Origin of the sequence: Roseateles amylovorans, from assembly GCF_025398155.2 — a bacterium.
Classification (GTDB): Bacteria; Pseudomonadota; Gammaproteobacteria; order Burkholderiales; family Burkholderiaceae_C; genus Roseateles; species Roseateles amylovorans.
In genome coordinates this window covers 1,150,313-1,176,840 of sequence record NZ_CP104562.2, presented here as the reverse complement: position 1 = coordinate 1,176,840, position 26,528 = coordinate 1,150,313, and the positions used below count along the sequence as shown (strand labels likewise).

Genomic DNA, 26,528 nt, shown 5'->3' with positions numbered 1-26,528 from the left:
CCGCGCCAGAATTCCGATTCGCTGGCCGTTGCCCCACCCGCCGCGATGTACACCCCGGCTGGGGCCGGAGCGCCGGCCGGGCGTCCGACTCAGCCTCTGACCGATGGCCACCATGGCCCCGATGACCCTTCGACGCTCGACACGCACGCTGACCCGGGCTGACGCTCACCCGCTGCCCAGCACCGAAACCTTTTCCCAACCCGTCGGCCCGCGCCGACCTCCGCGCCCACGAGGAACGACACCGATGCGCATCACCCTCCACCGTCTGGCCATCGCTTCGGCATGCGCCCTGGCCACGCTGGCCATGGCTGCCGAAGCCTCGTCCACCGCCACCCGCAGCGCCACCGAGCCGTCGGTCGGCTTCTATCGGCAGCCCGCGCTGAACGGCGATCAACTGGTGTTCGTTGCCGAAGGCGATCTCTGGCAGACCCGCCTGTCCGGCGGCGCTGCTCAGCGGCTGACCACCCATGCCGCCAGCGAAAGCCTGCCGGCCCTGTCGGCAGACGGCCGCTGGGTGGCCTTCGTCGGCCAGTACGACGGCGCTGGCGATGTGTATGTGATGCCGGCCGCCGGCGGCGTGCCTCGTCGCCTCACCTGGGACACCGGCGCGGTGCGCGTCTGGGGCATCACCGCGGCCAATGAGGTGATCTTCACCGGCGCGACCGACCGCGGCGAGCCGGGCACCCAGCTGCATCTGGTGAACCTCACCACCGGCGTGCGCCGGGCGCTGCCGGTCGGACAGGCCAGCGACGGCGCCCTCAGCGCCGACGGCAAGATCCTCTACTTCACCCGCAACGGCCTGCGGGGCGACAACGCCCGGCAGTACCGCGGCGGCGCGATGGCTCGCCTGTGGGTCATGGATCTCTCCACCCAGGCCGAGGCCAAACCGCTGTTTGCCGAAGGCAGCAATGACCGTCGACCCCTGCCCTACACCGACGCGTCCGGCACCGCCCGGGTCGCGTTCCTCTCCGACCGTGACGGCACCTACAACCTCTGGTCGGTCAAGGCCGACGGCAGCGACCTGCGCCAGCACACGCGTCACAAGGGCTGGGACATCCGCCACGCCAGCCTGAGCGGCGCACAGGCCGTGTATGCCCTCGGCGCGGACCTCTACCGCATCGACCTGAATGCGGCCGCCGCGGAGCGCAAGATCGACATCGCCCTGGGCGGCGACTTCGACCAGCAGCGCCGCCGCTGGGTCAGCAAGCCGCAGGACTACCTGACCCAGGTCTCGCTGTCGCCCGATGGCGAGCGGGTGGTGCTGACCAGCCGGGGACGTCTGGCCACGCAGGGCGTCGGTCCGCTGCGCCGCGCCGAATTGCCGACGCCCACCGGCCTGGACAACGCCGGCCGCTGCCGCGACGCCGAATTCAGCAGCGACAGCCGCCAGGTGTTTGCCCTGTGCGACTACAGCGGCGAGCTGGAGATCTGGCGCTTTGCCGCCAACGGCACCGGACAACCCCAGCAGGTGACGCAGGACGCCAAGGCGATGCGCCAGCAACTGCTGCCTTCGCCGGACGGCCGCTGGATCGCCCACACCGACAAGGAAGGCCATCTGCAACTGACCGACCTCAAGGCCGCGAACCGCGCCACCGCCACCCGCGAGGTGGACCGCGACCTCGCGGGCGAAGGCCCGCAGCAACTGCAATGGTCGCCGGACGGCAAGGCCCTGGCCTATGTGCGCAACACCAGCAACCCCTACCGCGAGCAACTGATGCTGCTGACCGTTGCCGATGGCAAGGTGCATCAGCTCGGCAGCGATCGCTACGCATCGTCCTCGCCCGCCTTCAGCCCGGACGGGCAGTGGCTGTACTTCCTCTCGCGCCGGACCTTCGTGGTCAGCGGCAACCCCGGCCCTTGGGGTGACCGCAACATGGGTCCGAACTTCGACCGTGGCTGGAAGGTCTATGCGCTCGCGCTTCAGCCCGGCCTGCGCTTCCCCTTCGCCGCGCCCGACGAACTGCAGTCGGTGAAATCCAAGGAGGAAGCCGAGGTCCGCACCCAGGAGAAGGACAAGCCGGACGATAAGGAATCCAAGCAGAAGCTGGCCGACGCCGGTGCCAAGCCCGCGGCAGGCGCGGACGCGAAGTCGGACGCCAAGGCCGATGCCAAGCCGGAGGCCAAGGCCAAGCCCGCGATCCAGATCCCCGGCCTGTCCCTGCGCCTGTACGAAGTGCCACTGGCGGCCGGCAACTACAGCCGACTGCAGGCCGAGGCCAAGCGTCTGTACCTGCTGGAAGGCAACGTGCTCAAGCAACTGCCGATCGCGCCCCAGGAGACCAAGGCCGAGACCGTGACCGAGCAGGTCCAGAGCTTCGACCTCAGCGCCGACGGCAAGAAGTTGATGATTCGCCGCAGCGCCGCGCCCGGCACCGCGCCGGAGATCCTCATCGTCGACGCCGGTCCCAAGCTGCCCGGCGAGCTGGACAAGTCCCGGGTGCGGTGGAGCGACTGGCAGATCCAGATCGATCCCAAGGCCGAATGGCGCCAGATGTTCAGTGACGCCTGGCGCATGCAACGCGATTACTTCTACGACAAGGACATGCACGGCGTCGACTGGCCTGCCATGCGCGCCAAGTACGCCCCGCTGGTCGATCGCGTCACCGAGCGCGGTGAACTCGCGGAGATCATGGCCCAGATGGTTGGCGAACTGAGCCTGCTGCACAGCCAGGTCGCCCCGGGCGAGGTGCGCCGCGGCCCGGAGGATCCGGGCTATGCCGGCCTGGGGGCATTGCTCACCCGTGACCCGAAGGGCTGGAAGGTCGCCAGCGTCTATGCGGGTGATCCGGAACTGCCCTCGGAAGCCGGCCCGCTGGCGGCGCCGGGGCTGAACATCGTCATCGGCACGGTCATCACTGCGATCAATGGGCGAGACGCCACCCAGGTCCCCGACCCCAGCGAGCTGCTGCGCGGTCAGGCCGGCAAGCAGGTGCTGCTGCAGCTGAAGGAACCGTCGGGCCGCGAACGTTCGGTGATCGTCACGCCGGTGGACCTGCGACGCGAGGGCCAGTTGCGAGTGAGCGATTGGCGCTATGGCCGAGCCAAGGTGGTGGAGCAGGCCGGCGGCGGGCAGATCGGCTATTTGCACCTGCGTGCCATGGGCCGGGACGACATCGCCGACTTCGCCCGCGAGTTCTACGCGCAGAGCGACCGGCAGGGGCTGATCATCGACGTCCGCCACAACAACGGCGGCAACATCGACAGCTGGATCCTCCAGACGCTGCTGCGCCGCGCCTGGGCGTTCTGGCAATCGCGCTCGCCGGCGGGCAGCAAGACCTATCCCAACATGCAGCAGGTCTTCCGCGGCCATGTCGTGGTGTTGGCCAACGAGGAAACCTATTCCGACGGCGAGACCTTCTCCGAAGGCTTCAAGCGGCTGGGGCTGGGTCCGGTGATCGGTGTGACCACCTCGGGCGCCGGGGTGTGGCTGTCCGACCAGAACCGACTGATCGACAACGGCCTGATGCGCGCCGCCGAGAGCGGGCAGCTGCTGATGGACGGCAGCTTCATCGTCGAGGGCAAGGGTGTGACGCCCGACATCGCGGTGGACAACCCGCCGCGAGCCACCGCCGAAGGGCGTGATGCGCAGCTGGATGCAGCCGTCGACTGGCTGAAGCTGGCCATCGCCAAGGCACCGGTGGTGACCCCGAAGCCGGGCCCCTACCTGCGGCCGATCAAGCAGTAAAAGAGGCAGTCAGGCAGGCGATGAGGCGGGACCCCCGGCCTCATCGCCAGGACTCACACACTGTCTGCACACACAAAGGGAGGCCGAAGCCTCCCTTTTTTCGTTCGCCTCTCCAGCGCCACCTTCAGCCCACTGCCAGCCCATCGCCAGGCGGAAGGGCCGCCCCACCGCTGCCGCACGCCGACTCAACTCAGCGCCGACTCAGCTCAACGTGACGCGAGCAAACTTGCGCTTGCCGACCTGCAGCACCATCGTGCCGGCCGAGACCTTCAGTCCCTTGTCGCTGATGGTCGTGCCATCGATCTTCACGCCGCCCTGCTCCACCATCCGACCGCCTTCGCTGGCCGACGGCACCAGCCCGGCCTGCTTGAGCAGCGCACCGATCGCGACCGGCGCACCGGACAAGGTCAGCTCGGGAATGTCGTCCGGGATGCCGCCCTTGGCGCGGTTGTTGAAATCGGCCTCGGCATCGTCCGCGGCCTGCGCGCTGTGGAAGCGGGTGGTGATTTCCTTGGCCAGCATCACCTTGGCTTCCTTCGGATTGCGCCCGGCCTCCACCTCGCGCTTGAGCGCGGCAATCTCCTCGATCGACTTGAAGCTCAGCAAGTCGAACCATTTCCACATCTGCACATCGCTGATCGACAGGATCTTCGCGAACATGCTGTTGGCCGGCTCGGTGATGCCCACATAGTTGTTCTTGGACTTGGACATCTTGTCGACGCCGTCCAGCCCTTCCAGCAGCGGCATGGTCAGGATGCACTGCGGCTCCTGGCCATATTCGGCCTGCAGATGGCGGCCCATCAGCAGGTTGAACTTCTGGTCGGTGCCGCCGAGCTCCAGGTCGGCCTTCAGCGCGACCGAGTCGTAGCCCTGCATCAGCGGATAGAGGAACTCATGCACCGAGATCGGCGTGCCGGCGGCGAAACGCTTGGTGAAGTCGTCGCGCTCCATCATCCGGGCGACGGTGTACTTGGCCGCCAACTGGATCATGCCGCGCGCGCCGAGCGGATCGCTCCATTCGCTGTTGTAACGAATTTCGGTCCGCGCCGGGTCCAGCACCAAGCTGGCCTGCTTGTAGTAGGTCTCGGCGTTGTGCTTGATCTGCTCGGGGGTGAGCGGCGGGCGGGTGGCGTTGCGGCCGGACGGGTCGCCGATCATCGAGGTGAAGTCGCCGATCAGGAAAATCACCTGGTGACCCAGGTCCTGCAGCTGGCGCATCTTGTTGAGCACCACCGTGTGTCCGAGGTGGATATCCGGTGCGGTCGGGTCCAGGCCGAGCTTGATGCGCAGCGGCACCCCAGTGGCCTCGGACCGGGCCAGCTTCTTCAGCCATTCCTCTTGCGGCAGCAGCTCCTCACAGCCGCGCAGCGACTGCGCCATGGCCTGGCGGACGCGGTCGGTGATGGGGAATTCCGGCTCGGCGGCGGGGATACGGGGTTCGGTCATGTTTTGCTACAGAGCCCGTACAGGGCTTACGTAAAGTCTTGATTTAGCGGGTTTTCTTGACGTTGACGACCCGGGCCCGCCGCTATACTGGCGCCTGTTTTTGCGGGCTGCGGGTAGGGCAAAAGTCGTTCCCGGACACGGCCTGCAAAAGCTGCCGATTCTAGTGGAGGCGTCCTCGCTTCCACAGGTTTGAAGGGGCGTCACGCGCCATCAACCCGCAGAGCAGGCCAGCCGTACTGACCGTGGTACCCCAAAGGGACAACCCAAGGGACAGCCCAAGGACGGACCGTTTTTCGAAAGCCTTTGTCGCCGTCGACCTCGCGTCGATGTCGCCCCAGGCCCTCCAACGTCAGCAGGATTTTTAGCGCGTGATGAACTGGACTGAGGAATGGAAGCGCTTGCAGCGCTCGCTGGCCCGTGTGGAAGGTTTCGCCGCCCGTCATCCCCGCGCCCTCACCGGCACGGTGGTGGGCGTGCTGGGCGGCTTCGCTGTCACCGCCTTCGGTATCGCCCCCATGGCGCCGGACGCGGCCGACCTTCCGCAACGCGAGATCACTGAGGCCATCGCCATCCAGTCGCTCGACGAGCAACTGTCCGAACTGGCCGCCTTCGATCCCGGCCTCTCCCGCAACGACATCACCCGCGCGGCCGACACGGCCGACTCGTTGCTCAAACGCATGGGTGCGTTCGACCCCGCTGCCGCCAAATTCCTGCGCACCGACGACACCGCCAAGCGCATCCTGCAAGGCCGCATCGGCAAGCGTGTGCAGGTCACGGCCACCGCCAGCGGCCAGGTCCAGAGCATCATTGCACGCTTCCCGGCCGAGAAGGCGGAGCAGCAAGCCACTCACTTCACCCGGCTCAACATCACCCGCCAGGGCGACGGCTTTGTCTCCACGCTGGAGACCGTCCCCATGGAAACCCAGGTGCGCCTGGGAAGCGGCACCATCCAGAGCTCGCTGTTCGCCGCCACCGACGAAGCCAATGTGCCGGACGCCATCGCGTCGCAACTGGCCGACATGTTCTCGGGCGACATCGACTTCCATCGCGAACTGCGCAAGGGCGACCGCTTCTCGGTCGTCTACGAAACCCTGACCGCCGATGGCGAACCCATCAACTGGGATGGCCGCGCCGGTCGGCTGCTCGCCGCGGAGTTCGTCAACGGCGGCAAGACCTATCAGTCGGTGTGGTTCAAGGACACCGGCGCCTCCAAGGGCGGCTACTACGCCTTCGACGGCCAGAACAAGCGCCGCTCCTTCCTGGCCAGCCCGATGGAGTTCTCGCGCGTGACCTCCGGCTTCGCGATGCGTTTTCATCCGATCATGAAGACCTGGCGGCAGCACCAGGGCATCGACTACGGCGCACCGACAGGCACCGCAGTCCGCAGCGTCGGCGATGGCGTGGTGGACTTCGCCGGCTGGCAGAACGGTTTCGGCAATGTCATTCACGTCAAGCACAGCGGCAACCGCACCACGGTGTATGCCCACCTGAGCCGGATCGACGTCAAGAAGGGCGAGCGCATCGACCAGGGCGAGAAGATCGGCGCCGTCGGCTCCACCGGCTGGGCGACCGGCCCGCATCTGCATTTCGAGTTCCGGGTGAACGGCCAACAACAGGACCCGCGCGTGATCGCCCGGGCGTCTGAGGCCGTCACGCTGCCGGCGTCCGCTCGCGCTGCCTTCCAGTCGCAGGTGGCGGCAGCCAAGACCCAGCTGGACGTGGCCGCCTCGTTGGGCAACGGCGTCAGCGGTGAATGAACGTCAACCTGCTTCAGGCAGGTTGATCCGTTCAGCGACGCGGCCAGCGACCGACCGCACCACCCTCTGTTTTCGCTGACGCGTCCCCAACCGTCTTCCGCCATGAGCGCAGACCTCTTCATCGGATTGATGTCCGGCACGTCGCTGGATGGGGTGGACGCCGTATTGGCGCGAGCGGAAGCCGATGGGCGCCTGCGCGTGCTGGCTCACGAGCACCAGGGATTCTCGAGTCATCTGCATGACGAGCTGCTCGCGCTGAACAAGGCGTCCGACAACGAACTCCAGCGGTCGGCGCTCGCCGCGAACGCGGTGGCCCGCGCCTATGCACAGGCCTGCCGGGCCTTGCTGATGTCGCAGCGGCTCGGCCCGAACGAGATTCGCGCCCTCGGCGCGCACGGCCAGACGGTGCGCCACCGTCCAGGCGAGTTCGACGGCACCGGCTTCACCGTCCAGTTGCTGAATGCCGCGCTGCTGGCAGAGCTCTCCGGCATCTCGGTGGTGCATGACTTCCGCAGTCGCGATGTGGCTGCCGGCGGCCAGGGCGCACCGTTGGTCCCTGCCTTCCACCGCGCCGTGCTCGGTGACAGCACCCGTGACCTGGCCGTGCTCAATGTGGGCGGCATCAGCAACATCAGCCTGCTTTGGGCCGACGGACGCAGCAGCGGCTTCGACTGCGGTCCCGGCAACTGTCTGATGGATGGCTGGATCCAGCGCCACCAGGGCCAGGCCTATGACCATGGCGGCCAATGGGCCGCTCAGGGTACCGTGCTGCAGAACCTGTTGTCCGCGCTGCTCCGAGAGCCCTTCTTCCATCTGGCACCGCCGCGCAGTACCGGTCGCGATCTCTTCGATCTGGAATGGCTGGGCACACACCTCGCCCTTCATGCACCGCACGCAGCGCCGGTCGATGTTCAAGCCACGCTGCTGGAACTCTCCGCACGAGCGATCGCGCACAGCCTCATGCAGTTTGCGAGTGGGGATTGGGTGCGATTGCTGGTGTGCGGCGGTGGCGCCTTCAATACCCAGTTGATGCAGCGCCTGCAGGCCTTGCTGCCACGGGTGCAGGTGGAGGCCACCGATGCGCAAGGCCTGCCCCCGATGCAGGTGGAAGGGGCCGCATTTGCCTGGCTTGCCATGCGTCATGTCCGACACCTGTCAGGCAACCTGCCAGCCGCCACCGGCGCGACCGGGCCGCGCATCCTTGGTAGCTACACGCCAGCCTGACGTCGTCTGAGGAGCCGCCTCAAGGCGTCTCTGATGGCGTGGGGCGGCAGCATCGGCTCGCGCCAGTATCGACCCCACCCCTACATCGCCGACGCGATCAGGACCCTTACCCCACACCGCCTGCTCGCGGCGCCACCGCGTCCGGCGCAAGACAACGCCCATCAGAGCGCACGGCCCAACCGAACAGCACCCACCAACGCAATGGCTTCGGCACGCCCATGAAAAAACCGCCCGAAGGCGGTTTTTCTGCACAGAAGCGCGAGACGCTCAGACCGAGAAGCTGGATCCGCAGCCACAGGTGGTCTGCGCATTCGGGTTCTTGATCACGAACTGGGCGCCCTGCAGGTCTTCCTTGTAGTCGATCTCTGCACCGGTCAGGTACTGCAGACTCATCGCGTCGATCAGCAGGGTGACGCCGTTCTTGCTCATCTGCGTGTCATCGTCATTGACCGCTTCATCGAAGGTGAAGCCGTACTGGAAGCCAGAGCAGCCGCCACCTTGCACGAAGACGCGCAGCTTCAACTCGGGATTGCCTTCCTCGATCACCAGATCGCGCACCTTTTCGGCGGCGCTGTCGGTGAACACCAGAGGCGCTGGCATACCGCCCACGTCGGTGGCTTGAGATTCGAGAACTGCAGTGCTCATGCTGGATTCCTGATGGAAAGGTCCGGAGAAGACCCGGTGTTTCCGGTGATGATGGTCTGCATTATGGCAAACGGCCGTTGAAGCACGCGCCATGATCGGGAAGCCCCTATCGACAATGCAGCCACGCGCTTGCGGAAAAAACAAAAGGCGCGGAAAAAACAAAAGGCGCGGAAAAAACAAAAGGCCGCTGAATACAGCGGCCTTTTGGGTTGGCTGAACAGCGCCGGACCGTGAGATCCGCGCCATCCACCCACGTCGATCAGCGCTTGCTGAACTGCTTCCGGCGACGAGCACCGTGCAGACCGACCTTCTTACGCTCGACTTCACGCGCATCACGCGTGACGAAGCCGGCGCGGCTCAGTTCAGGCTTCAGTGCGGTGTCATAGTCGATCAGCGCGCGGGTGATACCCAGGCGGACCGCACCGGCTTGGCCGGATTCACCGCCGCCGTGCACGTTCACCTTGATGTCGAAGGCCTCGCCATTGTTCGTCAGCAGCAGGGGCTGACGCGCAATCATGATCGAGGTCTGACGGCCGAAGTATTGCTCGATGGTACGGCCATTGACCGTGATTTGACCCGTGCCCTTCTTCATGAAGACGCGAGCCACCGACGACTTGCGACGGCCGGTACCGTAGTTCCAGTTTCCGATCATCACCGCTCCTTAGATTTCCAGCGCCTTGGGCTGCTGGGCGGTGTGCGGATGCGTGTCGCCCGCATACACCTTCAGCTTCTTGATCATCGCGTAGCCCAGCGGACCCTTGGGCAGCATGCCCTTGACGGCCTTTTCCAGGGCACGGCCCGGATGCTTGGCTTGCATGTCCTTGAACTTGGTGGCGTAGATGCCGCCCGGGAAGCCCGAGTGACGGTAGTACACCTTGTCCGTGGCCTTGTTGCCAGTGACACGCAGCTTTTCGGCGTTGATGATGACGATGAAATCACCGGTGTCGACGTGAGGCGTGTAGATGGCCTTGTGCTTGCCGCGCAAACGGAGTGCCACTTCGCTGGCAACACGTCCGAGCACCTTGTCGGTGGCGTCAATCACAAACCACTCGTGCGTCACTTCGGCCGGCTTGGCGCTGAAGGTCTTCATGAGATTCTTTCAATACAGGCTGATCGGGCTTCCAGCCCCGTCTCGCGTTCGTGAGCCACCGTGGTTGACGACGACCCATGCATCCGCAAGTCCGGGCTTGCCCCTCACCACGTTCGGTGCCGCTTAGTTGATGCGGCCTCTCGCGTCGGTGCATTCCCAGTAGCCATGGAACCAGGAAAGCCCGCGAGTCTAGCAGAAGCCGTGGAAAAGCCAAATGCCGGCCTGCGCTGGGCGCCACGGACGTCGCATTCCAGCCCGACATCCCGCAGTGACCCGCCCCAAACACCCCGGCCGCGCCCACCGGATTTGCCCAATCGTTGCAAATTCAGCTGTTTTCCCTCTAGGCGATTCGCCGCAGATCAGTACGATCAGGGTTACTACGTACACCTTGCGTGACGTCGTGCCATCGATGACCACTCCCGACGCCCCACCGCCCGACGACCCGAGTCACGCCAGTTGGAATCCTGCCCGGCTGCTCGCGCGCTGGACCGGCTGGGTGCCGATCCGACCGCTGGGCAAGCGCCACCGGCGCCGCATCGGCCAGCATCTGCTGGCCTTGGGCGAACGCGACCGCTACCTGCGCTTCGGTTATCCCGCCAGCGACGAACAGATCCTGAAGTACGTCAACGGGCTGGACTTCAGCCGCGACGAGGTGCTGGGCATCTTCAATCGCCGGTTGGAACTGATCGCCGTGGCCCACCTGGCGTATGCGCCGGCGCCGCAGATCAAGGGACGTCCCGCCATGGCGGAGTTCGGTGTCTCGGTCGTTTCCACGGCACGGGGTCGCGGCTTCGGCGCACGCCTGTTCGAACGCGCCGCACTGCATGCACGCAACCGCGGCATCGACACCCTCTTCATTCACGCCATCAGCGAGAACGGTCCGATGCTGGCGATTGCTCGCAAGGCAGGTGCCAAGGTGGAGCGCGATGGCAGTGAATCCGAAGCCTGGTTGCGCCTGCCGCCTGACTCGGTGTCCTCCCATGTCGATGAAGCCATCGGCCGGCACATGGCCGAGGTTGATTTCCAGTTCAAGCGTCACATGCGCACCCTGGGCAGCATCCTGGACGGCGTGGCCGAGGTCAAATCGAACTATGACGGCAAAGGCGGCGGCAAGGCCGCCAAGCAGTGACGGCGTGATTGGGTAAAGGAGTGATGGAGTGACGGCGTAAGCGATCGGCGAGAGAGGCCGGTCTCGACAGCGCCGCGCGAGCGCCGTCGCGCATCGGCGAACGCCGCCAGCACCAAGCATGAGCGACGTCTCCCATGCGTGAGAGAGACGAAATACGCCAGATCGTGCCGGTCCAACAAGGCGCCATGAGCGAAAGTCCGGCACCCGGTTTGCCCAGAAAGGCCTCCTGCCGAGCGATGTGCTGAGAGCTCATGCAACTCGATCCACCCGTTTCAGGGGGTGACGTGGATGCATTTTGTAACGCCTTTCAGCTACATTCGCGCGGATTCAGGCACGGCGCCGTCCGACCGTGCGATTCGTCACGGGTCGCCTAAGGGAAGTGGGGCAGCACCGTACGCCACCTCTTTTTGATGCCTGGGACCATGCAGCACTACCTGCCGTGGATCATTGCCGGACTTTCCGGACTGGTTGTCGTGGCCATGGCCATGGTGCTGGTTTCGCGACGTCAGCACCGCCGACGCAAGCCGTTGCCGACCCAATGGTCGTTGGCCGCCCGCCCGGTGTTCAGCACCGATGAGCGCCGCGTGTTTCGCCTGCTGCGCGAGGCGCTGCCGCATCACCTGGTGATGTGCAAGCTGCCGATCGTGCGCTTCTGCCAGCCGACCGAGGCCAAGGACGTGCGCTATTGGTATGACCTGCTGGGCGGCATCAGCGTCAACTTCGCCATCTGCAGCCCGAATGGACGGGTTCTGGCCGCAATCGACCTGGACACCGGCCGCCCCGGCTCCGCGCGCAGTCTGGAAATCAAGCAGTCGGTGCTGACTGCCTGCCGCATTCGCTACCTGCGCACCACGGCCGAGCAGTTGCCCAGCGCGTCTGAACTTCAGTTGCTGGTGCCGTACAGCAACCAAGGCGCGCGCAGCCCGCAGCCCGCCAAGCGCGCCCCTGCCGCACGAGCGCCGGTGGCGGCCCCGATGGCGTCCGCGCCCTCGGCCGCACGCCGGCCACCGGTGCGCAATACCTTGTGGAACGAATCTCCGGTCTTCAGCGATTCCTTCTTCGCCCCGGACAGCCGGTTCGACGCCTTCAATGGTCCGACCGACACCCCACCCAGCCCCGTCACCCCCGCCGAGCCGCGTGCGCGCGGCTACCGGCCACGGGCCAGCGGCTCGCTGGGCGACAGCCTGAGCGGCCGGGGCGCCGACTCGCAATTCCCGGACGAAGCAGCGGACGACATCGTCGGCGTCGTGGTCGACAGTCCCCGGTTCCGCCAGCATTGAGCCGGGCGCTGCCCCGGCGACGGCGCTAAGCTACGCGCTTTCCCCTTTCCTGACCGGGGGCGCGTGAGCGCCGTTCTTCATTGCAGATGCACACGTCACCGGCCGGTTTTGGCCATCTCACCCCCGAATTGATGCTGGATGCGCTCGACGCCGCCGGCCTGCATCCCGACGGGCGGCTGCTTCAGCTCAACTCCTACGAAAACCGGGTGCTGCAAGCCCATCTGGAGGAGGGCGGCGCGGTGGTGGCGAAGTTCTATCGGCCAGGACGCTGGACCGATGCGCAGATCCTGGAGGAGCATCGCTTCGCTCAGGAACTGGCGGATGCAGAGGTGCCGGTGGTGGCACCGCTGGCATTGACCCTCGACGGACAAGCCACCACGCTGGGCCACTTCCACGGCCATCGGTTCTCGGTGTCGCCGCGTCAAGGGGGCCGGGCGCCGGAGCTGGAGGATCCCGAGGTCCTGCGCTGGATCGGCCGACTGCTGGCGCGCCTGCATGAGGTGGGCCAGCGGCAACCGTTCGCACACCGAGTGAGCTGGAACAGCGCCGGCCCCGCTCGTGATGCGCGCGACTGGCTGCTGGCCCATGAGGTGCTCGCACCCGAGCTGTCGGCAAATTGGCATGCCATCGCCGCACAGTGCATCGAGGCGATCGATGCCGCCTTCAATGCCTTGCCTCAACGCGCGAGCGTTCGACTTCACGGCGACTGCCATCCCGGCAACATCCTGTGGACGCCCGACCACGGCCCGCACTTCGTCGATCTGGACGATGCCGCGCAGGGCCCGGCGGTGCAGGACTTGTGGATGCTGCTCTCCGGTGATCCGGAGGCGGCACGCCGCCAACTCGATGCGCTGCTCGACGGCTATGAAAGCGTGCGCGAGTTTGACTGGCGAGAGCTTCGGCTGGTGGAGGCCCTGCGCACCCAACGCATGATCCACCACAGCGCCTGGCTGGCGCGGCGCTGGGACGACCCGGCCTTCCCGCTGGCCTTCCCGTGGTTCGGGACGCCCAACTACTGGGGCGATCAGGTCGTCAAGCTGCGCGACCAGCTGGATGCGATGCAGACCGAAGCCGCCAAGGCGCACAGTCTGCCGAGCTGGGACTGAGCGGCTCCCGCCGCCTCAGTCCCGCCGCGCGCCGCCGACCCGGTCTCAGCCCAGCAGGAGCGCGTTCACCCGCTTCACATACGCGGCCGGATCTTCCAGTACACCGCCTTCTGCCAGCAAGGCCTGGTCGAACATCACCAGCGCCATGTCCTGGAAGCGGGCGGACGCGTCCGGCTGCTCGCTGATCTCGCCCAGCTTGCGCACCAGCGCATGGTCCGGATTGACTTCCAGCGTCGGTTGCGACGGCGGGGCGGTCTGACCGGCCTGCTTCAGCATGCGGGCCAGGTGACCGCTGATGTCGCCCTCTTCCACCACGATGCAGGCCGGCGAGTCCACCAGACGGGTGGTCACCCGCACGTCCTTGGCGCGGCCTTCGAGCGCAGTCTTCAGCCGGTCGAGCATGGGCTTGAAGGTCTCGGCGGCTTCTTCCGCCTTCTTCTTTTCTTCCTCGTCCTGCAGCGAACCGAGGTCGATCGAGCCCTTGGCCACCGACTGCAGCGACTTGCCCTCGAACTCGTACAGATGCGAGAGCATCCATTCGTCAACGCGGTCCACCAGCAGCAGCACCTCGATGCCCTTCTTGCGGAAGATCTCGAGTTGCGGGCTGTTCTTCGCCGCGGCCAGGTTGTCGGCGCTGATGTAGTAGATGGCCTCCTGGCCCTCCTTCATGCGCGACACATAGTCCTGGAAGCTGACGCCCTCGTCCGCATGGGTGGAAGCAAAACGCAGCAGCTTGACCAAGCGCTCCTGGTTGGCATGGTCCTCGCCGACGCCTTCCTTCAGCACCTGGCCGAAGTCCTTCCAGAACCGGGCGTACTTGTCCTTGTCGGACACGTCCTCGCTGTTGGCCAGCGACTCCAGCATCGACAGTACCCGCTTGGTCGACCCTTCGCGGATCGCCTTCACATCGCGGCTTTCCTGCAGCAGCTCGCGGCTCACGTTCAGCGGCAGGTCGGCCGAGTCGATCACGCCCTTGACGAAGCGCAGATAGACCGGCATCAGGGCTTCGGCGTCGTCCATGATGAAGACGCGCTTCACATAGAGCTTCACGCCGCCGCGCTTGTCGCGGTTCCACAAGTCGAACGGGGCCTTGGCCGGGATGTAGAGCAGCTGGGTGTACTCGCTGCGGCCTTCGACCCGGTTGTGGGTGAAGGCCAGCGGCGCCTCGGTGTCGTAGCTGATCTGCTTGTAGAAGCTGTCGTACTCGTCCTGGGTGACGTCGCTCTTGCTGCGGGTCCACAGGGCAGAGGCCTTGTTCACAGGCTCCCACTCGTCCTGGATGACCGGCTCGGTCTTCTCAGGATCCCACTCCTCCTTGCGCATCAGGATGGGCAGCGAGATGTGGTCGGAATACTTGCTGATCACCGACTTCAGGCGCCAGGTCTTGAGGAACTCGTCCTCGCCCTCGCGCAGATGCAGGATCACATCGGTGCCGCGGCCGGGCTTGACGATGGATTCGACCTCGAAGTCCCCGGTGCCTTCCGAGGTCCAGCGCACGCCCTGTTCGGCCGGCAGCCCGGCGCGGCGGGACTCGACGGTGATGCGGTCGGCCACGATGAAGCCGGAATAGAAGCCCACGCCGAACTGGCCGATCAGGTTGGCGTCCTTCTTCTGGTCGCCTTCCAGCTTGGCCATGAATTCACGGGTGCCGCTCTTGGCGATGGTGCCGAGGTGGGCGATGGCTTCTTCCGTCGACAGGCCGATGCCGTTGTCGCTGATGGTCACCGTCCGGGCCGTCGGGTCGAAGGCGACCCGGATCTCCAGATTGGGTTGGTCCTCGAACAGCGCGGTGTTGTCCAGCGCCTCGAAGCGCAGCTTGTCGCAGGCATCGGAGGCATTGCTGACCAACTCGCGCAGGAAGATTTCCTTGTTCGAGTAGAGCGAATGGGTCACCAGATGCAGGATCTGCTTGACCTCGGCCTGGAAGGAATGGGTTTGCTTGTCCATCACTCGTTCTGATTTGCGGATTGATGCGGAAAGGCGCCGACGCGCGAAGCCGTCATTGTCATCGCTGCCGGCGCGTGCCGGCAGCACCTCGGACAGCAAAAGCGCCAGAGGCTGAGCGGCGCAGGTGAGGCGGCCCGGCGCGATTTCAAGTCCCACCGGCGAGCGACACGCCCCCTGCCCGGCGGGTTGAGACACCGGGCGGCACCGCTGGCCGAGCCTTGGTGAGGCGCCGGGCGGCCCCCTACACTCCCCGCCCTATGCCGATGATCTACTGGTTCGATTTGATGGGCGTGGCGGTGTTCGCCGTCAGCGGCGCACTGGCCGCGATGCAGGCGGGGCTGGACCTGTTCGGCCTGCTGGTGCTGGCCGCGATGACCGCGGTCGGCGGGGGCACCCTGCGCGACCTGCTGCTCAATCGGCACCCGGTGTTCTGGATGAAGGACACCCGCTACCTGCTGGTCATCATCGCCAGCGCCCTCACCGCCCTGGTGTTCGGCCCGTTTCCCGAGCACGGCCTGATGATGCTGAAGGTCGTGGATGCCCTGGGCCTGGCGCTGTTTGCGCTCTGCGGCACCGAGATCGCGGAGGAACAAGGCGTCAAGCCGCTGCCGGCGCTGCTGATGGGCACCCTCACCGCCTGTGGCGGCGGCGTGCTGCGGGACGTGCTCAGCGGCCAGGCGCCCTTGCTGCTGCGCAAGGACATCTATGCCACGGCCGCCATCGGCGGCATCGCCTTGTATTTCCTGCTCAAGGCCGCCGGCCTGTCGGTGCGCTGGGCCTTCGTGATCGGGATGGTCGGCGTCGCGGCGCTGAGACTGGCCGCGTTGCAGTGGAACTGGCAGTTGCCGGCGCTGCAGATGCTGCAGCTGGGCTGAGCATCGGACCGGGACGAGCCCACCGGCCCTCCCTCAGCTGGTGACGCTCATCCGGGGCACATCCACCGTCACGACCGATTTGCCCAGAGCCGCCGCCGCCGCGCGCGCAAACGCGCGGGCGGTCGCCGGATCGGCGAAGCCGTCGACGCCCAGGGCTGCGGCCACGGCCAGCACCTTGTCGGTCAGCAGCACCTTGCCGGATCGTCGCAAGGGCTCGCAGCGGTGGAGGACGAACTGCTCGTCCAACCAGTCGCGCGCGGTGCCGAAGCGCCACGCGTCATCGGCCTCCACCGCCAGCTGGCACGTCTGGTCAGCCGCCAGCACCACCGTGATCTCACTGCGCATCCCCATCCCTCCCTTCACGCCAGCGCCTCCACCGGACGTTCGGCCTTCAGCGACTCAGGCGGTCGCTGTTCGGCCAATGGGTCGGATTGTTGCTCAGGTGCCTCGCGCCGCGCGCACCGCATCGCTCAAGACCTGGAGCACCTCCAGAGAATCATCCCAGGCCAGGCAGGCGTCGGTGATGCTCTTGCCGTACTCGAGCTGGGCCGGATCATCCTTGCCGGGGCTGAACTTCTGGGCACCCCCCTTGAGATGACTCTCCACCATCACGCCGAAGATCCGGGTGCTGCCGCCACGAATCTGTTCGGCGATGTCGCGGGCGACGTCGAGCTGGCGCTCATGCTGCTTGCTGCTGTTCGCATGCGAGCAGTCGACCATCAACCGGGTGTCGAGCTTGGACGCCGCCAGATCGGCGCAGGCGGCGGCCACGCTGTCGGCGTCGTAGTTCGGCGCCTTGCCGCCGCGCAGGATGACGTGGCAGTCCGGGTTGCCCTTGGTCTCGACAATCGCCACCTGCCCGTTCTTGTGCACCGACAGGAAATGGTGCGGACGCGCTGCGGCCTGGATGGCGTCGGTGGCGATCTTGATGTTGCCGTCGGTCCCGTTCTTGAAGCCGATCGGTGCCGACAGCCCGGAGGCCAGCTCGCGGTGCACCTGGCTCTCGGTGGTGCGGGCGCCGATCGCGCCCCAGCTGATCAGGTCGCCGATGTACTGCGGGGAGATCACATCGAGGAATTCGGAGCCGGCGGGCATGCCCAGCCGGTTGATCTCCAGCAGCAGCTGGCGGGCGATGCGCAGGCCCTCGTCGATGCGGTAGCTCTCATCCAGGTAGGGGTCGTTGATCAGCCCCTTCCAGCCGACGGTGGTGCGCGGCTTCTCGAAATAGACCCGCATCACGATCTCCAGCGTATCGCCGTACTGCGCCCGCAGCGGCACCAACCGGCGCGCATATTCCAGCGCGGCGACCGGATCGTGGATCGAGCACGGTCCGATGATCACCAGCAGCCGGTCGTCGCGGCGCTGCATGATGTCGCGGATGCGCTGGCGGGTGCCGACCACCAGTTGCTCCATGGCCGTGCCACGGATCGGGAAGAAGCGGATGAGGTGTTCGGGAGGCGGCAAGGGCGTGATGTCCAGGATGCGTTCGTCGTCGGTCTGGCTGGTCTTGTCCTGCGGCGAATACCAGCGCTCCGCCTGCGGCGAGGTGGGATAGGGGCTGGTCGACTTGGCATTCATGGGTGACGCTTTCATTGAGGTCGGTGGGGAAGCGCGGCCGTTTCGGGCCTTCCTCGCGCCGTTCCCGAGACCGGCGAAAAAAAACCGCCGGGCTGGAGGGCCCGGCGGTTTCTTGAGGATTCAGTGGCGCTTGCTTATGCGTTCGCCTCTCCTCCGCCGGGGCGGTGCGAGAACCAAAAATAAGCAAAATAAAACTGGCCGACAGAACGCATAGGGACCCATAGTGCACGCGCCCACCGCGCGCCGTCAAGCGCAGCCGTGTGACTGCCGCACGACGTTGAACGGTCCAAGCGCTGCATCGGCCGGTCCCTTTGTCGCGTTGCCCGCGGGGTCAGGCCGTGCCGCCGACGGTCAGACCGTCGATGCGCAGGGTCGGCTGGCCCACGCCCACGGGGACGCTTTGGCCTTCCTTGCCGCAGACGCCGACGCCGGTATCGAGCTGCATGTCGTTGCCGATCATGCTGACGCGGTTCATCGCATCCGGGCCATTGCCGATCAGCGTCGCGCCCTTGACCGGGTACTGGATCTGACCGTTCTCGACCCAGAAGGCTTCGCTGGCCGAGAAGACGAACTTGCCCGATGTGATATCCACCTGACCGCCGCCGAAGTTGGTGGCGTACAGGCCCTTCTTGATGCTGGCGATGATTTCCTTCGGATCCTTGTCGCCACCCAGCATGTAGGTATTGGTCATGCGCGGCATCGGCACATGCGCGTAACTTTCGCGGCGACCGTTGCCGGTGGGCGCGACCTTCATCAGGCGCGCATTCATCGCGTCCTGGATGTAGCCCTTCAGGATGCCGTCCTCGATCAGCACATTGCGCTGCGAGGCACAGCCTTCGTCGTCGACATTCAGCGAACCGCGACGATCCGGCAGGGTGCCGTCGTCCAGCACCGTCACGCCCTTGGACGCGACCCGCTCCCCGATGCGACCGGAGAAGGTGCTGGAGCCCTTGCGATTGAAGTCGCCTTCCAGGCCATGGCCGACGGCCTCGTGCAGCAGCACGCCCGGCCAGCCCGGGCCGAGCACCACGGTCATCTCGCCGGCCGGTGCCGGGCGGGATTCCAGGTTGGTCAGGGCGGAGCTCACCGCATGGTCCACATACGAGGCGATCATCTCGTCGGTGAAATAGGCCAGGCCGAACCGGCCGCCGCCGCCGCCGGAACCGACTTCGCGCCGGCCGTTGCTCTCGGCGATCACCGTCACCGACAGCCGCACCAGCGGCCGCACATCGGCGGCCAGCGTGCCATCGGCGCGGGCGATCAGCACCACCTCATGCTCGGCCGCGAGACCCGCCATCACCTGGACGACGCGCGGATCCTTGGCCCGCGCCATCTTCTCGGTGCGCTCCAACAGGGCCACCTTCTGGGTGCTGTCCAGGCTGGCGATGGGATCGGCATCGCCGTAGAGGGCCCGGCTGGCCGCCACCGTGGGCTCGCTGGGGACCTTCACCCGGCGGCTCTGGCCGGCGGAGGCGATCGCACGCACCGTGCGGGCGGCATCCAGCAGCGCGGCTTCGGAAATGTCATCGGAATAGGCGAACGCCGTCTTCTCGCCGGCGACCGCGCGCACGCCGACGCCCTGGTCGATCGAGAAGCTGCCGCTCTTGACGATGCCCTCTTCCAGGCTCCAGCCCTCGGAGCGGGTGGTCTGGAAGTAGAGGTCGGCATCATCGACCCGGTGTTCGGTGATCAGGCGCAAGGCCTGCGAGAGGGTTTGGTCAGTGAGCCCGAAAGGTTCGAGCAACTGGGCACGGGCAGTGACCAGGCGGGCGAGGGTGGGTTCGCGCGAAATCATGCGACTGATTGTAGGCAGCCGCCCCGCCCATGCCCAGCAGATGGATTCCCGGCCCTTACGGCGGGGATGGAACCGGAAGCCAGACGGAGGCAACGGCGGCGGGAAACGGCAGTCGCTCGCCGGTAGCTGGTCACTGGTCACTGGTCACTGGTCACTGGTCACTGGTCACTGGTCGCTGGTCGCTGGTCGCTGGTCTCCGGTCGCTGGTCGCTGGTCGCTGGTCGCGGTCTGCCGGCAGCCGGTCGACGCTCACAGCGAACGCGACCGGCGTCAGCGCCTAGGTCGCGTCATCTCCTGCGGCGTCGTCATCGCCGTCGGCGTCCTGTTTCCATGCCAGCGCCTGCTGATAAAGCGCATTGCGCGGCGAACCGCTGATCTCGGAGGCGAGTCCCACCGCCTGCTTCAGCGGCAATTCCCGCATCAGCAGCCGGAGCACCCTCAGCGCTTCGTCCGGCAGACCGGTGTTCTCAGCCGGCGGCGCCGCATGCAGCACCAGCACGAATTCACCCCGCTCGCGCTGTTTGTCAGCCGCCAGCCAGGCAGGAAAGTCCGAACAGAGGGCGGTGTGGACGGTCTCGAACTGCTTGGTCAGCTCCCGGCAGAGCGTGAGCGACTGCGAAGGCACCAGCTCTGCCAGCAGGCCGAGCAGGTCCTCGATGCGATGGGGCGCCTCGAACAGGATCTGGCTGTGCGCGGCACCGCCCAAGGCCTGCACCGCGCTGCGACGCTCGGCCGCCTTGGTCGGCAGGAAGCCGACGAATCGAAAACCCTGCGCCCGCGCATCCCCGGCCGCGCTCAGCGCGGTGATCGCGCTGCTGGCGCCGGGCAGCGGCAGCACCCGCACGCCGGCACGCTGCGCGGCCGCCACCAGCACGGCACCGGGGTCGGACACCGCCGGCGTGCCCGCATCGCTGATGTAGGCGATGCGTTCGCCCTGGCGCAGACGGGCGACCACGGCTTCGGCGGCGGTCTGCTCGTTGTGCTGATGCAGCGCCACCATCGGCTTGTGCAGACCGAGCCAGCGCAGCAGTTGCGCACTCACTCGGGTGTCCTCGCAGGCGACTGCATCCACCAGGCCCAGCAGATGAATCGCCCGGAGACTGATATCGGCCAAGTTTCCGATCGGTGTGGCCACCAGATAGAGGGTGCCCGCCGGATACTGCTGATGCCCGGCGGCGGCGGCTGCCGCCTCGCTCATCGAGCTGGACGGAGACGAGGGGATGTTCAAGACACTCTCCACAAAATCGCGCGGCGACGATGCCGAAACCCGCGCGTTGAACTACCTGAACCGCCAAGGCCTGCGTCTGGCGGAGCGCAATTATCGGGTCGCGCGCGGTCCCCACGCCCGGGGCGGTGAGGTCGATCTGATCATGCGAGCGCCCGACGGCACGCTGGTGTTCGTCGAAGTGCGCGCCCGCAGCGATGCCTCGCACGGCGGCGCGGCGGCCAGCATCACACCGGCCAAGCAGCGGCGCATCATCTTCGCGGCCGGTCACTACCTGCGCACCCTGCGGATCACCCCGCCCTGCCGCTTCGACATCGTCGCCATCGACGGCGAGGCCATCGAGTGGCTGCCAGGGGCCTTCGACAGCAGCAGTGCCTGGTCGTCGCCGCCCGACTGAAGCTGCCGGGCGGACGCGGACGCGGACGCCATCGCCATCGCCAGCGCCGACACAGCCGCCGAAGCCGAAGCGGACGCCGCCGCCCCGGCGCCCTCAGGGCGCCCCGCTACACCTCGCAACCGCTCGCAACGCCTTGCCGCAGGCGCGAGACGAGGCTGCGTCGGAAGGGGCCGGGTTAGCACTTATCATCCGCGCTCATGTTGGAACAACGCATACAACAACAGTTCTTCGAAAGCGCCGATCTGCTCTATCAGATCGCCGAAGGCCTGTCGCGGCCGCTCGCAGTGGCCGCTCAAATGATGGTGGACGCCCTGACCGGCGGCGGACGGGTCTGGTGCGCCGGGCTCGGCATCTCGGCGGCGGACGCCACCGCGCTGGCCTCGCTGCTGGCCGGCCGCTTCGAACAGGAGCGCCCGGGCCTGGCCGCCATCGCACTGGATGCGCAGGCCCAGGGCTACAGCGATCCCGCCTCGGCCCTGATGCGTCAGGTTCAGACCCTGGGGCATCCCGGCGACCTGCTGCTACTGTTCGAGAACCAGTCCAGCGGCGCTGTCGGTGCGCTGCTGCAGGTCGCGCATGGGCAGGAGATGAGCGTCATCGTGCTCAGCGGCACCCAGGACGACGACTGGCGCGGCGCCCTGCTCGACACCGATGTGCAACTGCGCGTGCCGCACAGCCGTTTCGCCCGGGTGGCGGAGGCGCACCGTTTGCTCTCTCACTGCCTGGCCGATGCGATCGACCTGCAACTGCTGGGTGCGACCGAGTAATCCGATCGCCCTGCCGTGGCGTTGTCTGACAGCGGGCCAGCCCGCGCCGCCCTGCCGGTCCGTTCCACAGGCCGCCTGATGGCGCCCCACCTCCTCCTCCACCTCCCGCGCACGATTCCCGAAGGACCCGACGATGATCAACAAGACCCGCACCCTGCTCCTGGTCGCTGCCCTGGGCGGCGCGTTGCTGCAAACCGCCTGTGTGCCGCTGATGCTGGGCGGCGCCGCTGTCGGCAGCGCCTTCGTGGTGACCGACCGTCGCACCTCCGGCACCCAACTGGAGGACCAGGGCATCGAGCTCAAGACCGCCAACCGCATCCGTGAACAGTTGGGCGATCGCGTGCACATCAATGTCAACAGCTACAACCGCATGGTGCTGCTGACCGGCGAGACCCGCAATGACGAAGACCGCGCGGCGGTCGAGAACATCGCCCGCGGTGTCGAGAACGTGAATTCGGTGCTCAACGAGGTCGGCGTCGGCATGCTGAGCTCGCTGTCCAGCCGGGCCAACGACGTCGCCATCGCCGCCAAGGTCAAGGCCAGCCTGGTCGATGCCAAAGACCTGATCACCAACGCGTTCTACGTGGTGGTCGAACGCGGCAACGTCTACATCATGGGCCGGGTCACCGAGCGTGAAGCCAGCCGTGCCTCCGACATCGCTCGCGGCGTGCGCGGCGTGCAGAAGGTGGTCCGCGCCATGGAAATCATCACCGAGGCCGAACTGGCCGCCATGGGCCAGCAGCCCGCCAAGCCCGCATCGTCCAACCCCTGACCGGGCGACGCCGGGCGTCATCCCCGAACCGCCCCCGATGGCCATCAACGGCCATCGGTCGTCATGGGCCGGCTGGTGGATGGCGCCGGGGCGACGTTGGGTGGCGCTAGGGGGCGATCGCGCCGCTCTAGAAGCGTCGACGGGTTCGGCCCGTGCCGCAAGCAGTGCCGATCGGGCCGCCGACGGCCAGCGCGAACGACAGACAGCAAAAAGCCGGTCCTCGGACCGGCTTTTTCGTGGGCGCCTGCGTGCGGCCTTGGATGCGCGTTCGCGAATCAACGCTTGAATCAGCGCTTGAAATACCGCTTCAGCGCAGGCGTTTGATCAGGCTGGACGTGTCCAGACGTCCGCCGCCCTGGGCCTGGACATCGGCATAGAACTGGTCGACCAGCGCGGTCAGCGGCAGGCGCGCGCCGTTGCTGCGGGCCTCCTCGAGCACCAGGCCGAGGTCCTTGCGCATCCAATCGACGGCGAAGCCGAAGTCGAACTTGTCCTCCACCATGGTTTTGCCGCGGTTGTCCATCTGCCAGCTCTGGGCCGCGCCCTTGCCGATGACGTCCAGCACCAGCGACATCGGCAGCCCGCTCTTCTGGCCGAAGGCGATCGCCTCCGACAGGCCCTGCACGATGCCGGCGATGCAGATCTGGTTGACCATCTTGGCCAATTGACCGGCGCCCGCATCACCGATGCGGGTCACCGCCTTGCCGAAGTGCAGCGCCAGCGGGCGGGCCCGCTCGAACGGTGCCTCATCGCCGCCGCACATCACCGTCAGCGCACCGTTGACGGCGCCAGCCTGACCGCCGGACACCGGCGCGTCGACAAAATGCAGACCGCGCTGCTGGGCCTGCGCATGAAGCTCACGGGCGATTTCTGCGGACGCGGTGGTGTGATCGACAAACACGGCGCCTGCGGCCATGCCGGCAAAGGCGCCGTCATCACCCAGCACCACCGAGCGCAGGTCCGCATCGTTGCCGACGCAGGCGAACACCAGTGCAGCGCCCTGCGCGGCTTCGCGCGGCGTGGCAGCGGACGCGCCACCGAACTCGGCCACCCAGGCCTGCGCCTTGGCCGCGGTGCGGTTGTAGACGGTGACCTGATGGCCGGCGCGGGCCAGATGGCCGGCCATGGGAAAGCCCATCACGCCGAGGCCGAGGAAGGCGACACGGATCGACGGCGTCGCGTCGTAGCTGCGGGAGCCGATGCTGCTCATGGGGAACCTGTTCGGAACGTGGAGGGGACGGCCACCGCCATCAGACGATCGAGAAATGCTCGGTGCCGGAGGACAGATCGCCGCTGCGGGCCCGCTCGCTGTTGAGCTTGATCTGCAGACGCAGGTCATTCACCGAGTCCGCATTGCGCAGCGCGTCTTCGTAGGTCACCTTGCCCATCTCATAGAGATCGAACAGCGCCTGGTCGAAGGTCTGCATGCCGAGCTCGCGCGAGCGCTTCATGATTTCCTTGATCTCGCCCACATCGCCCTTGAAGATCAGGTCGGAGATCAGCGGCGTGTTGAGCAGGATCTCGACGGCGGCGATACGGCCCTTGCCTTCCTGACGCGGCAACAGGCGTTGCGACACCAGGGCCTTCAGGTTCAGCGACAGATCCATCAGCAGCTGGGCGCGACGTTCTTCCGGGAAGAAGTTGATGATCCGGTCCAGCGCCTGGTTGGCGCTGTTGGCGTGCAGCGTGGCCATGCACAGGTGGCCGGTTTCGGCGAAGGCCACCGCATGCTCCATGGTTTCGCGATCGCGGATTTCGCCCATCAGGATCACGTCGGGGGCCTGACGCAGCGTGTTCTTCAGCGCCTGCTCCCAGCCTTCGGTGTCCAGGCCCACCTCGCGCTGGCTGATGATGCAGTTCTTGTGCGGATGCACGAACTCCACCGGATCTTCGATCGTGATGATGTGGCCGTAGGTGGTTTCATTGCGATGGTCCACCATTGCGGCGAGCGAGGTGCTCTTGCCGGAGCCGGTGGCGCCGACCAGGATCACCAGCCCGCGCTTGGTTTGCACCACGTCCTTGAGGATCGGGGGCAGATCCAGGGATTCCACCGTCGGCAGGATCTGGGGGATGGTCCGCAGCACCAGGGCCACATGGCTTTGCTGGATATAGGCGTTGACGCGGAAGCGCCCGATGCCTTGCGGCGAGATCGCGAAATTGCACTCCTTCGTGCGCTCGAAATCGGCCGCCTGCTTGTCGTTCATGATCGAGCGCGCCAACTGCAGCGTGTGCTGCCCGGTGAGCGGCTGCGGCGACACCTTCGTCACCTTGCCATCCACCTTGATGGCCGGCGGGAAATCGGCTGTGAGGAACAAGTCCGACCCCTTGCGCGACACCATCAGGCGCAGCAAATCGTTGATGAACTTTGTCGCCTGATCGCGTTCCATACGAAATCCTATTGAAGCCGGCCCCACGGACCAACCTACATAAACAGAGAAGAGCCGGCAAGCCGCCTCGACCAATCAATTCCATGCCCGCCGCCCGATGACGGCCCCCCGACCGACCATCCAGATTCCAGCTCGCCAGCCCGGCCATCGACCGCGTCGGCCAACTCGGGCGGAGCTCCGTCAAGCGCTACAGAGAACGTCCCCGCTGCCCGAATGACGTGTCCGCTGTAGCCGCGCAGCCGGCGGAGGTGAAGACCGCACCACGGGCCGAGCGCCGGGCCGCCCCAAGCCGGCCCGATCCCCTTGGGGGGTGGTTTGGTCGGCCTCTAGGGCCGGCCAAACCGGGGGCCCCATCTCACCCGGGAAAGTTTTCGGGAAACTTCGCCTTGCCGCGGGCTTCCGCGGGCGAAATGACATTGCGACGCACCAGTTCCGTCAGGTTCTGGTCCAGCGTCTGCATGCCCAGGTTGTTACCGGTCTGGATCGACGAATACATCTGCGCGACCTTGTTCTCCCGGATCAGGTTGCGGATGGCCGAGGTGCCCAGCATGATCTCGTGCGCCGCCACCCGGCCCGCGCCGTCCTTGGTTTTGCACAAGGTCTGCGAAATCACCGCGACCAGCGATTCGGACAGCATCGCCCGCACCATGTCCTTTTCCGCCGCCGGGAACACGTCGACGATCCGGTCCACCGTCTTCGCGGCCGAGGACGTGTGCAGCGTGCCGAAGACCAAGTGGCCGGTTTCGGCCGCGGTCAGCGCCAGGCGGATGGTTTCCAGGTCACGCAACTCGCCCACCAGGATGCAGTCCGGGTCTTCCCGCAGCGCCGAACGCAGCGCGTTGGAGAAGCTCAGCGTCTGCGGCCCCACCTCGCGCTGGTTGATGAGGCACTTCTTGGATTCATGCACGAATTCGATCGGATCCTCGATCGTGAGGATGTGGCCGTACTCGTTTTCGTTCAGGTGATTGACCATGGCGGCCAAGGTCGTGCTCTTGCCGGAGCCAGTCGGACCGGTCACCAGCACCATGCCGCGCGGCTTGAGCGCCAGCTCGGCAAACACCTTGGGCGCGCTGAGCTGTTCCAGCGTCAGGATCTTGGACGGAATCGTCCGGAAGACCGCCCCGGAGCCCCGGTTGTGATTGAAGGCGTTGACGCGGAAGCGCGCCAGGCCCTGGATCTCGAACGAGAAGTCGACTTCCAGCGTCTCTTCATAAGCCTTGCGCTGCGCATCGCTCATGATGTCGTAGACCATGTCGTGCACCTGGCGGTGCTCGAGCGGTTCGACATTGATCCGGCGCACATCTCCATGCACACGGATCATCGGCGGCAGTCCGGCCGAGAGGTGGAGGTCAGAAGCCTTGTTCTTGACCGAGAATGCCAGCAGTTGAGTGATGTCCATGGGATGAGGAAAAGCCTGGGCGAT

General features: G+C 66.4%; 22 protein-coding genes. 10 read left to right on the top strand and 12 right to left on the bottom strand.

Annotated features, from left to right (window positions below; translation table 11 throughout):
• Positions 1-244: 244 nt before the first annotated feature.
• The gene (locus N4261_RS05085; protein ID WP_261759129.1) at positions 245-3,685 is read left to right on the top strand and encodes a S41 family peptidase; all 3,441 of its coding nucleotides are present in this window, start codon (positions 245-247) and stop codon (positions 3,683-3,685) included.
• Between the two features lie 201 nt (positions 3,686-3,886).
• Here the strand turns inward: N4261_RS05085 and tyrS are convergent, their stop codons facing one another.
• Positions 3,887-5,065: a tyrosine--tRNA ligase gene (tyrS, locus tag N4261_RS05080; protein WP_435532052.1), complete on the bottom strand. Its 1,179-nt coding sequence runs from the start codon at positions 5,063-5,065 to the stop codon at positions 3,887-3,889.
• Between the two features lie 437 nt (positions 5,066-5,502).
• Here tyrS and N4261_RS05075 point away from each other — a divergent pair, with 437 nt between their 5' ends.
• Together N4261_RS05075 and N4261_RS05070 are read left to right on the top strand one after the other, a co-directional pair.
• The gene (locus N4261_RS05075) at positions 5,503-6,888 is read left to right on the top strand and encodes a M23 family metallopeptidase (protein ID WP_261759127.1); all 1,386 of its coding nucleotides are present in this window, start codon (positions 5,503-5,505) and stop codon (positions 6,886-6,888) included.
• A gap of 102 nt (positions 6,889-6,990) precedes the next feature.
• On the top strand, positions 6,991-8,112 hold the full coding sequence (locus N4261_RS05070) for an anhydro-N-acetylmuramic acid kinase (protein ID WP_261759126.1): 1,122 nt from the start codon (positions 6,991-6,993) through the stop codon (positions 8,110-8,112).
• A gap of 267 nt (positions 8,113-8,379) precedes the next feature.
• On the opposite strand, the gene erpA is transcribed toward N4261_RS05070, so the two are convergent.
• The 3 genes from erpA to rplM form a co-directional block, all read right to left on the bottom strand.
• Positions 8,380-8,757, bottom strand: coding sequence for an iron-sulfur cluster insertion protein ErpA (gene erpA, locus N4261_RS05065; RefSeq protein WP_261759125.1), 378 nt, complete (start codon positions 8,755-8,757; stop codon positions 8,380-8,382).
• A 259-nt stretch (positions 8,758-9,016) separates the two neighbouring features.
• Complete coding sequence (gene rpsI, locus N4261_RS05060; protein ID WP_261759124.1) at positions 9,017-9,409, bottom strand: 30S ribosomal protein S9; 393 nt, start codon at positions 9,407-9,409, stop codon at positions 9,017-9,019.
• 9 nt (positions 9,410-9,418) lie between these two features.
• Positions 9,419-9,847 (bottom strand): 50S ribosomal protein L13, encoded by a 429-nt coding sequence (gene rplM, locus N4261_RS05055; protein WP_067065533.1) that lies wholly within the window; start codon positions 9,845-9,847, stop codon positions 9,419-9,421.
• 409 nt (positions 9,848-10,256) lie between these two features.
• On the opposite strand from rplM, the gene N4261_RS05050 reads away from it, so the two are divergent.
• The 3 genes from N4261_RS05050 to N4261_RS05040 all read left to right on the top strand — a co-directional run bounded on the left by N4261_RS05050 (position 10,257) and on the right by N4261_RS05040 (position 13,362).
• Positions 10,257-10,976 (top strand): GNAT family N-acetyltransferase, encoded by a 720-nt coding sequence (locus N4261_RS05050; RefSeq protein ID WP_261759123.1) that lies wholly within the window; start codon positions 10,257-10,259, stop codon positions 10,974-10,976.
• Positions 10,977-11,386: 410 nt separating this feature from the next.
• Entirely contained in the window at positions 11,387-12,256 is an 870-nt protein-coding gene (locus N4261_RS05045) for a DUF2726 domain-containing protein (protein ID WP_261759122.1), read from the top strand.
• Between the two features lie 86 nt (positions 12,257-12,342).
• Entirely contained in the window at positions 12,343-13,362 is a 1,020-nt protein-coding gene (locus tag N4261_RS05040; protein ID WP_261759121.1) for a serine/threonine protein kinase, read from the top strand.
• Positions 13,363-13,407: 45 nt separating this feature from the next.
• On the opposite strand, the gene htpG is transcribed toward N4261_RS05040, so the two are convergent.
• Positions 13,408-15,309, bottom strand: coding sequence for a molecular chaperone HtpG (gene htpG / locus N4261_RS05035; RefSeq protein WP_261759120.1), 1,902 nt, complete (start codon positions 15,307-15,309; stop codon positions 13,408-13,410).
• A 257-nt stretch (positions 15,310-15,566) separates the two neighbouring features.
• Between htpG and N4261_RS05030 the strand changes: the two genes are divergently transcribed.
• Positions 15,567-16,184, top strand: a complete 618-nt coding sequence (locus N4261_RS05030) for a trimeric intracellular cation channel family protein (protein WP_261759119.1) — start codon at positions 15,567-15,569, stop codon at positions 16,182-16,184.
• Between the two features lie 33 nt (positions 16,185-16,217).
• On the opposite strand, the gene N4261_RS05025 is transcribed toward N4261_RS05030, so the two are convergent.
• From N4261_RS05025 to rsmI, 4 genes are all read right to left on the bottom strand, one after another.
• Complete coding sequence (locus N4261_RS05025; protein WP_261759118.1) at positions 16,218-16,529, bottom strand: hypothetical protein; 312 nt, start codon at positions 16,527-16,529, stop codon at positions 16,218-16,220.
• 93 nt (positions 16,530-16,622) lie between these two features.
• A complete protein-coding gene (locus N4261_RS05020) occupies positions 16,623-17,762 on the bottom strand; it encodes a 3-deoxy-7-phosphoheptulonate synthase (RefSeq protein ID WP_261759117.1) in 1,140 nt (379 codons plus the stop codon).
• A gap of 331 nt (positions 17,763-18,093) precedes the next feature.
• On the bottom strand, positions 18,094-19,557 hold the full coding sequence (gene tldD / locus N4261_RS05015; protein ID WP_261759116.1) for a metalloprotease TldD: 1,464 nt from the start codon (positions 19,555-19,557) through the stop codon (positions 18,094-18,096).
• A 277-nt stretch (positions 19,558-19,834) separates the two neighbouring features.
• On the bottom strand, positions 19,835-20,755 hold the full coding sequence (gene rsmI / locus N4261_RS05010) for a 16S rRNA (cytidine(1402)-2'-O)-methyltransferase (protein WP_261760613.1): 921 nt from the start codon (positions 20,753-20,755) through the stop codon (positions 19,835-19,837).
• A 22-nt stretch (positions 20,756-20,777) separates the two neighbouring features.
• Between rsmI and N4261_RS05005 the strand changes: the two genes are divergently transcribed.
• From N4261_RS05005 to N4261_RS04995, 3 genes are all read left to right on the top strand, one after another.
• Complete coding sequence (locus N4261_RS05005) at positions 20,778-21,179, top strand: YraN family protein (RefSeq protein ID WP_261759115.1); 402 nt, start codon at positions 20,778-20,780, stop codon at positions 21,177-21,179.
• A gap of 197 nt (positions 21,180-21,376) precedes the next feature.
• A complete protein-coding gene (locus N4261_RS05000) occupies positions 21,377-21,946 on the top strand; it encodes an SIS domain-containing protein (protein WP_261759114.1) in 570 nt (189 codons plus the stop codon).
• Between the two features lie 133 nt (positions 21,947-22,079).
• Positions 22,080-22,718 carry a BON domain-containing protein gene (locus tag N4261_RS04995; RefSeq protein WP_261759113.1) on the top strand — a complete coding sequence of 213 codons (639 nt, stop codon included), beginning with the start codon at positions 22,080-22,082 and terminating at the stop codon, positions 22,716-22,718.
• A gap of 307 nt (positions 22,719-23,025) precedes the next feature.
• Here N4261_RS04995 and N4261_RS04990 read toward each other — a convergent pair whose 3' ends face one another.
• From N4261_RS04990 to N4261_RS04980, 3 genes are all read right to left on the bottom strand, one after another.
• Positions 23,026-23,928, bottom strand: a complete 903-nt coding sequence (locus N4261_RS04990) for an NAD(P)-dependent oxidoreductase (RefSeq protein WP_261759112.1) — start codon at positions 23,926-23,928, stop codon at positions 23,026-23,028.
• A gap of 40 nt (positions 23,929-23,968) precedes the next feature.
• A complete protein-coding gene (locus N4261_RS04985; RefSeq protein WP_261760612.1) occupies positions 23,969-25,105 on the bottom strand; it encodes a PilT/PilU family type 4a pilus ATPase in 1,137 nt (378 codons plus the stop codon).
• A gap of 355 nt (positions 25,106-25,460) precedes the next feature.
• Positions 25,461-26,504 carry a type IV pilus twitching motility protein PilT gene (locus N4261_RS04980; protein ID WP_261759111.1) on the bottom strand — a complete coding sequence of 348 codons (1,044 nt, stop codon included), beginning with the start codon at positions 26,502-26,504 and terminating at the stop codon, positions 25,461-25,463.
• Positions 26,505-26,528: the final 24 nt, after the last annotated feature.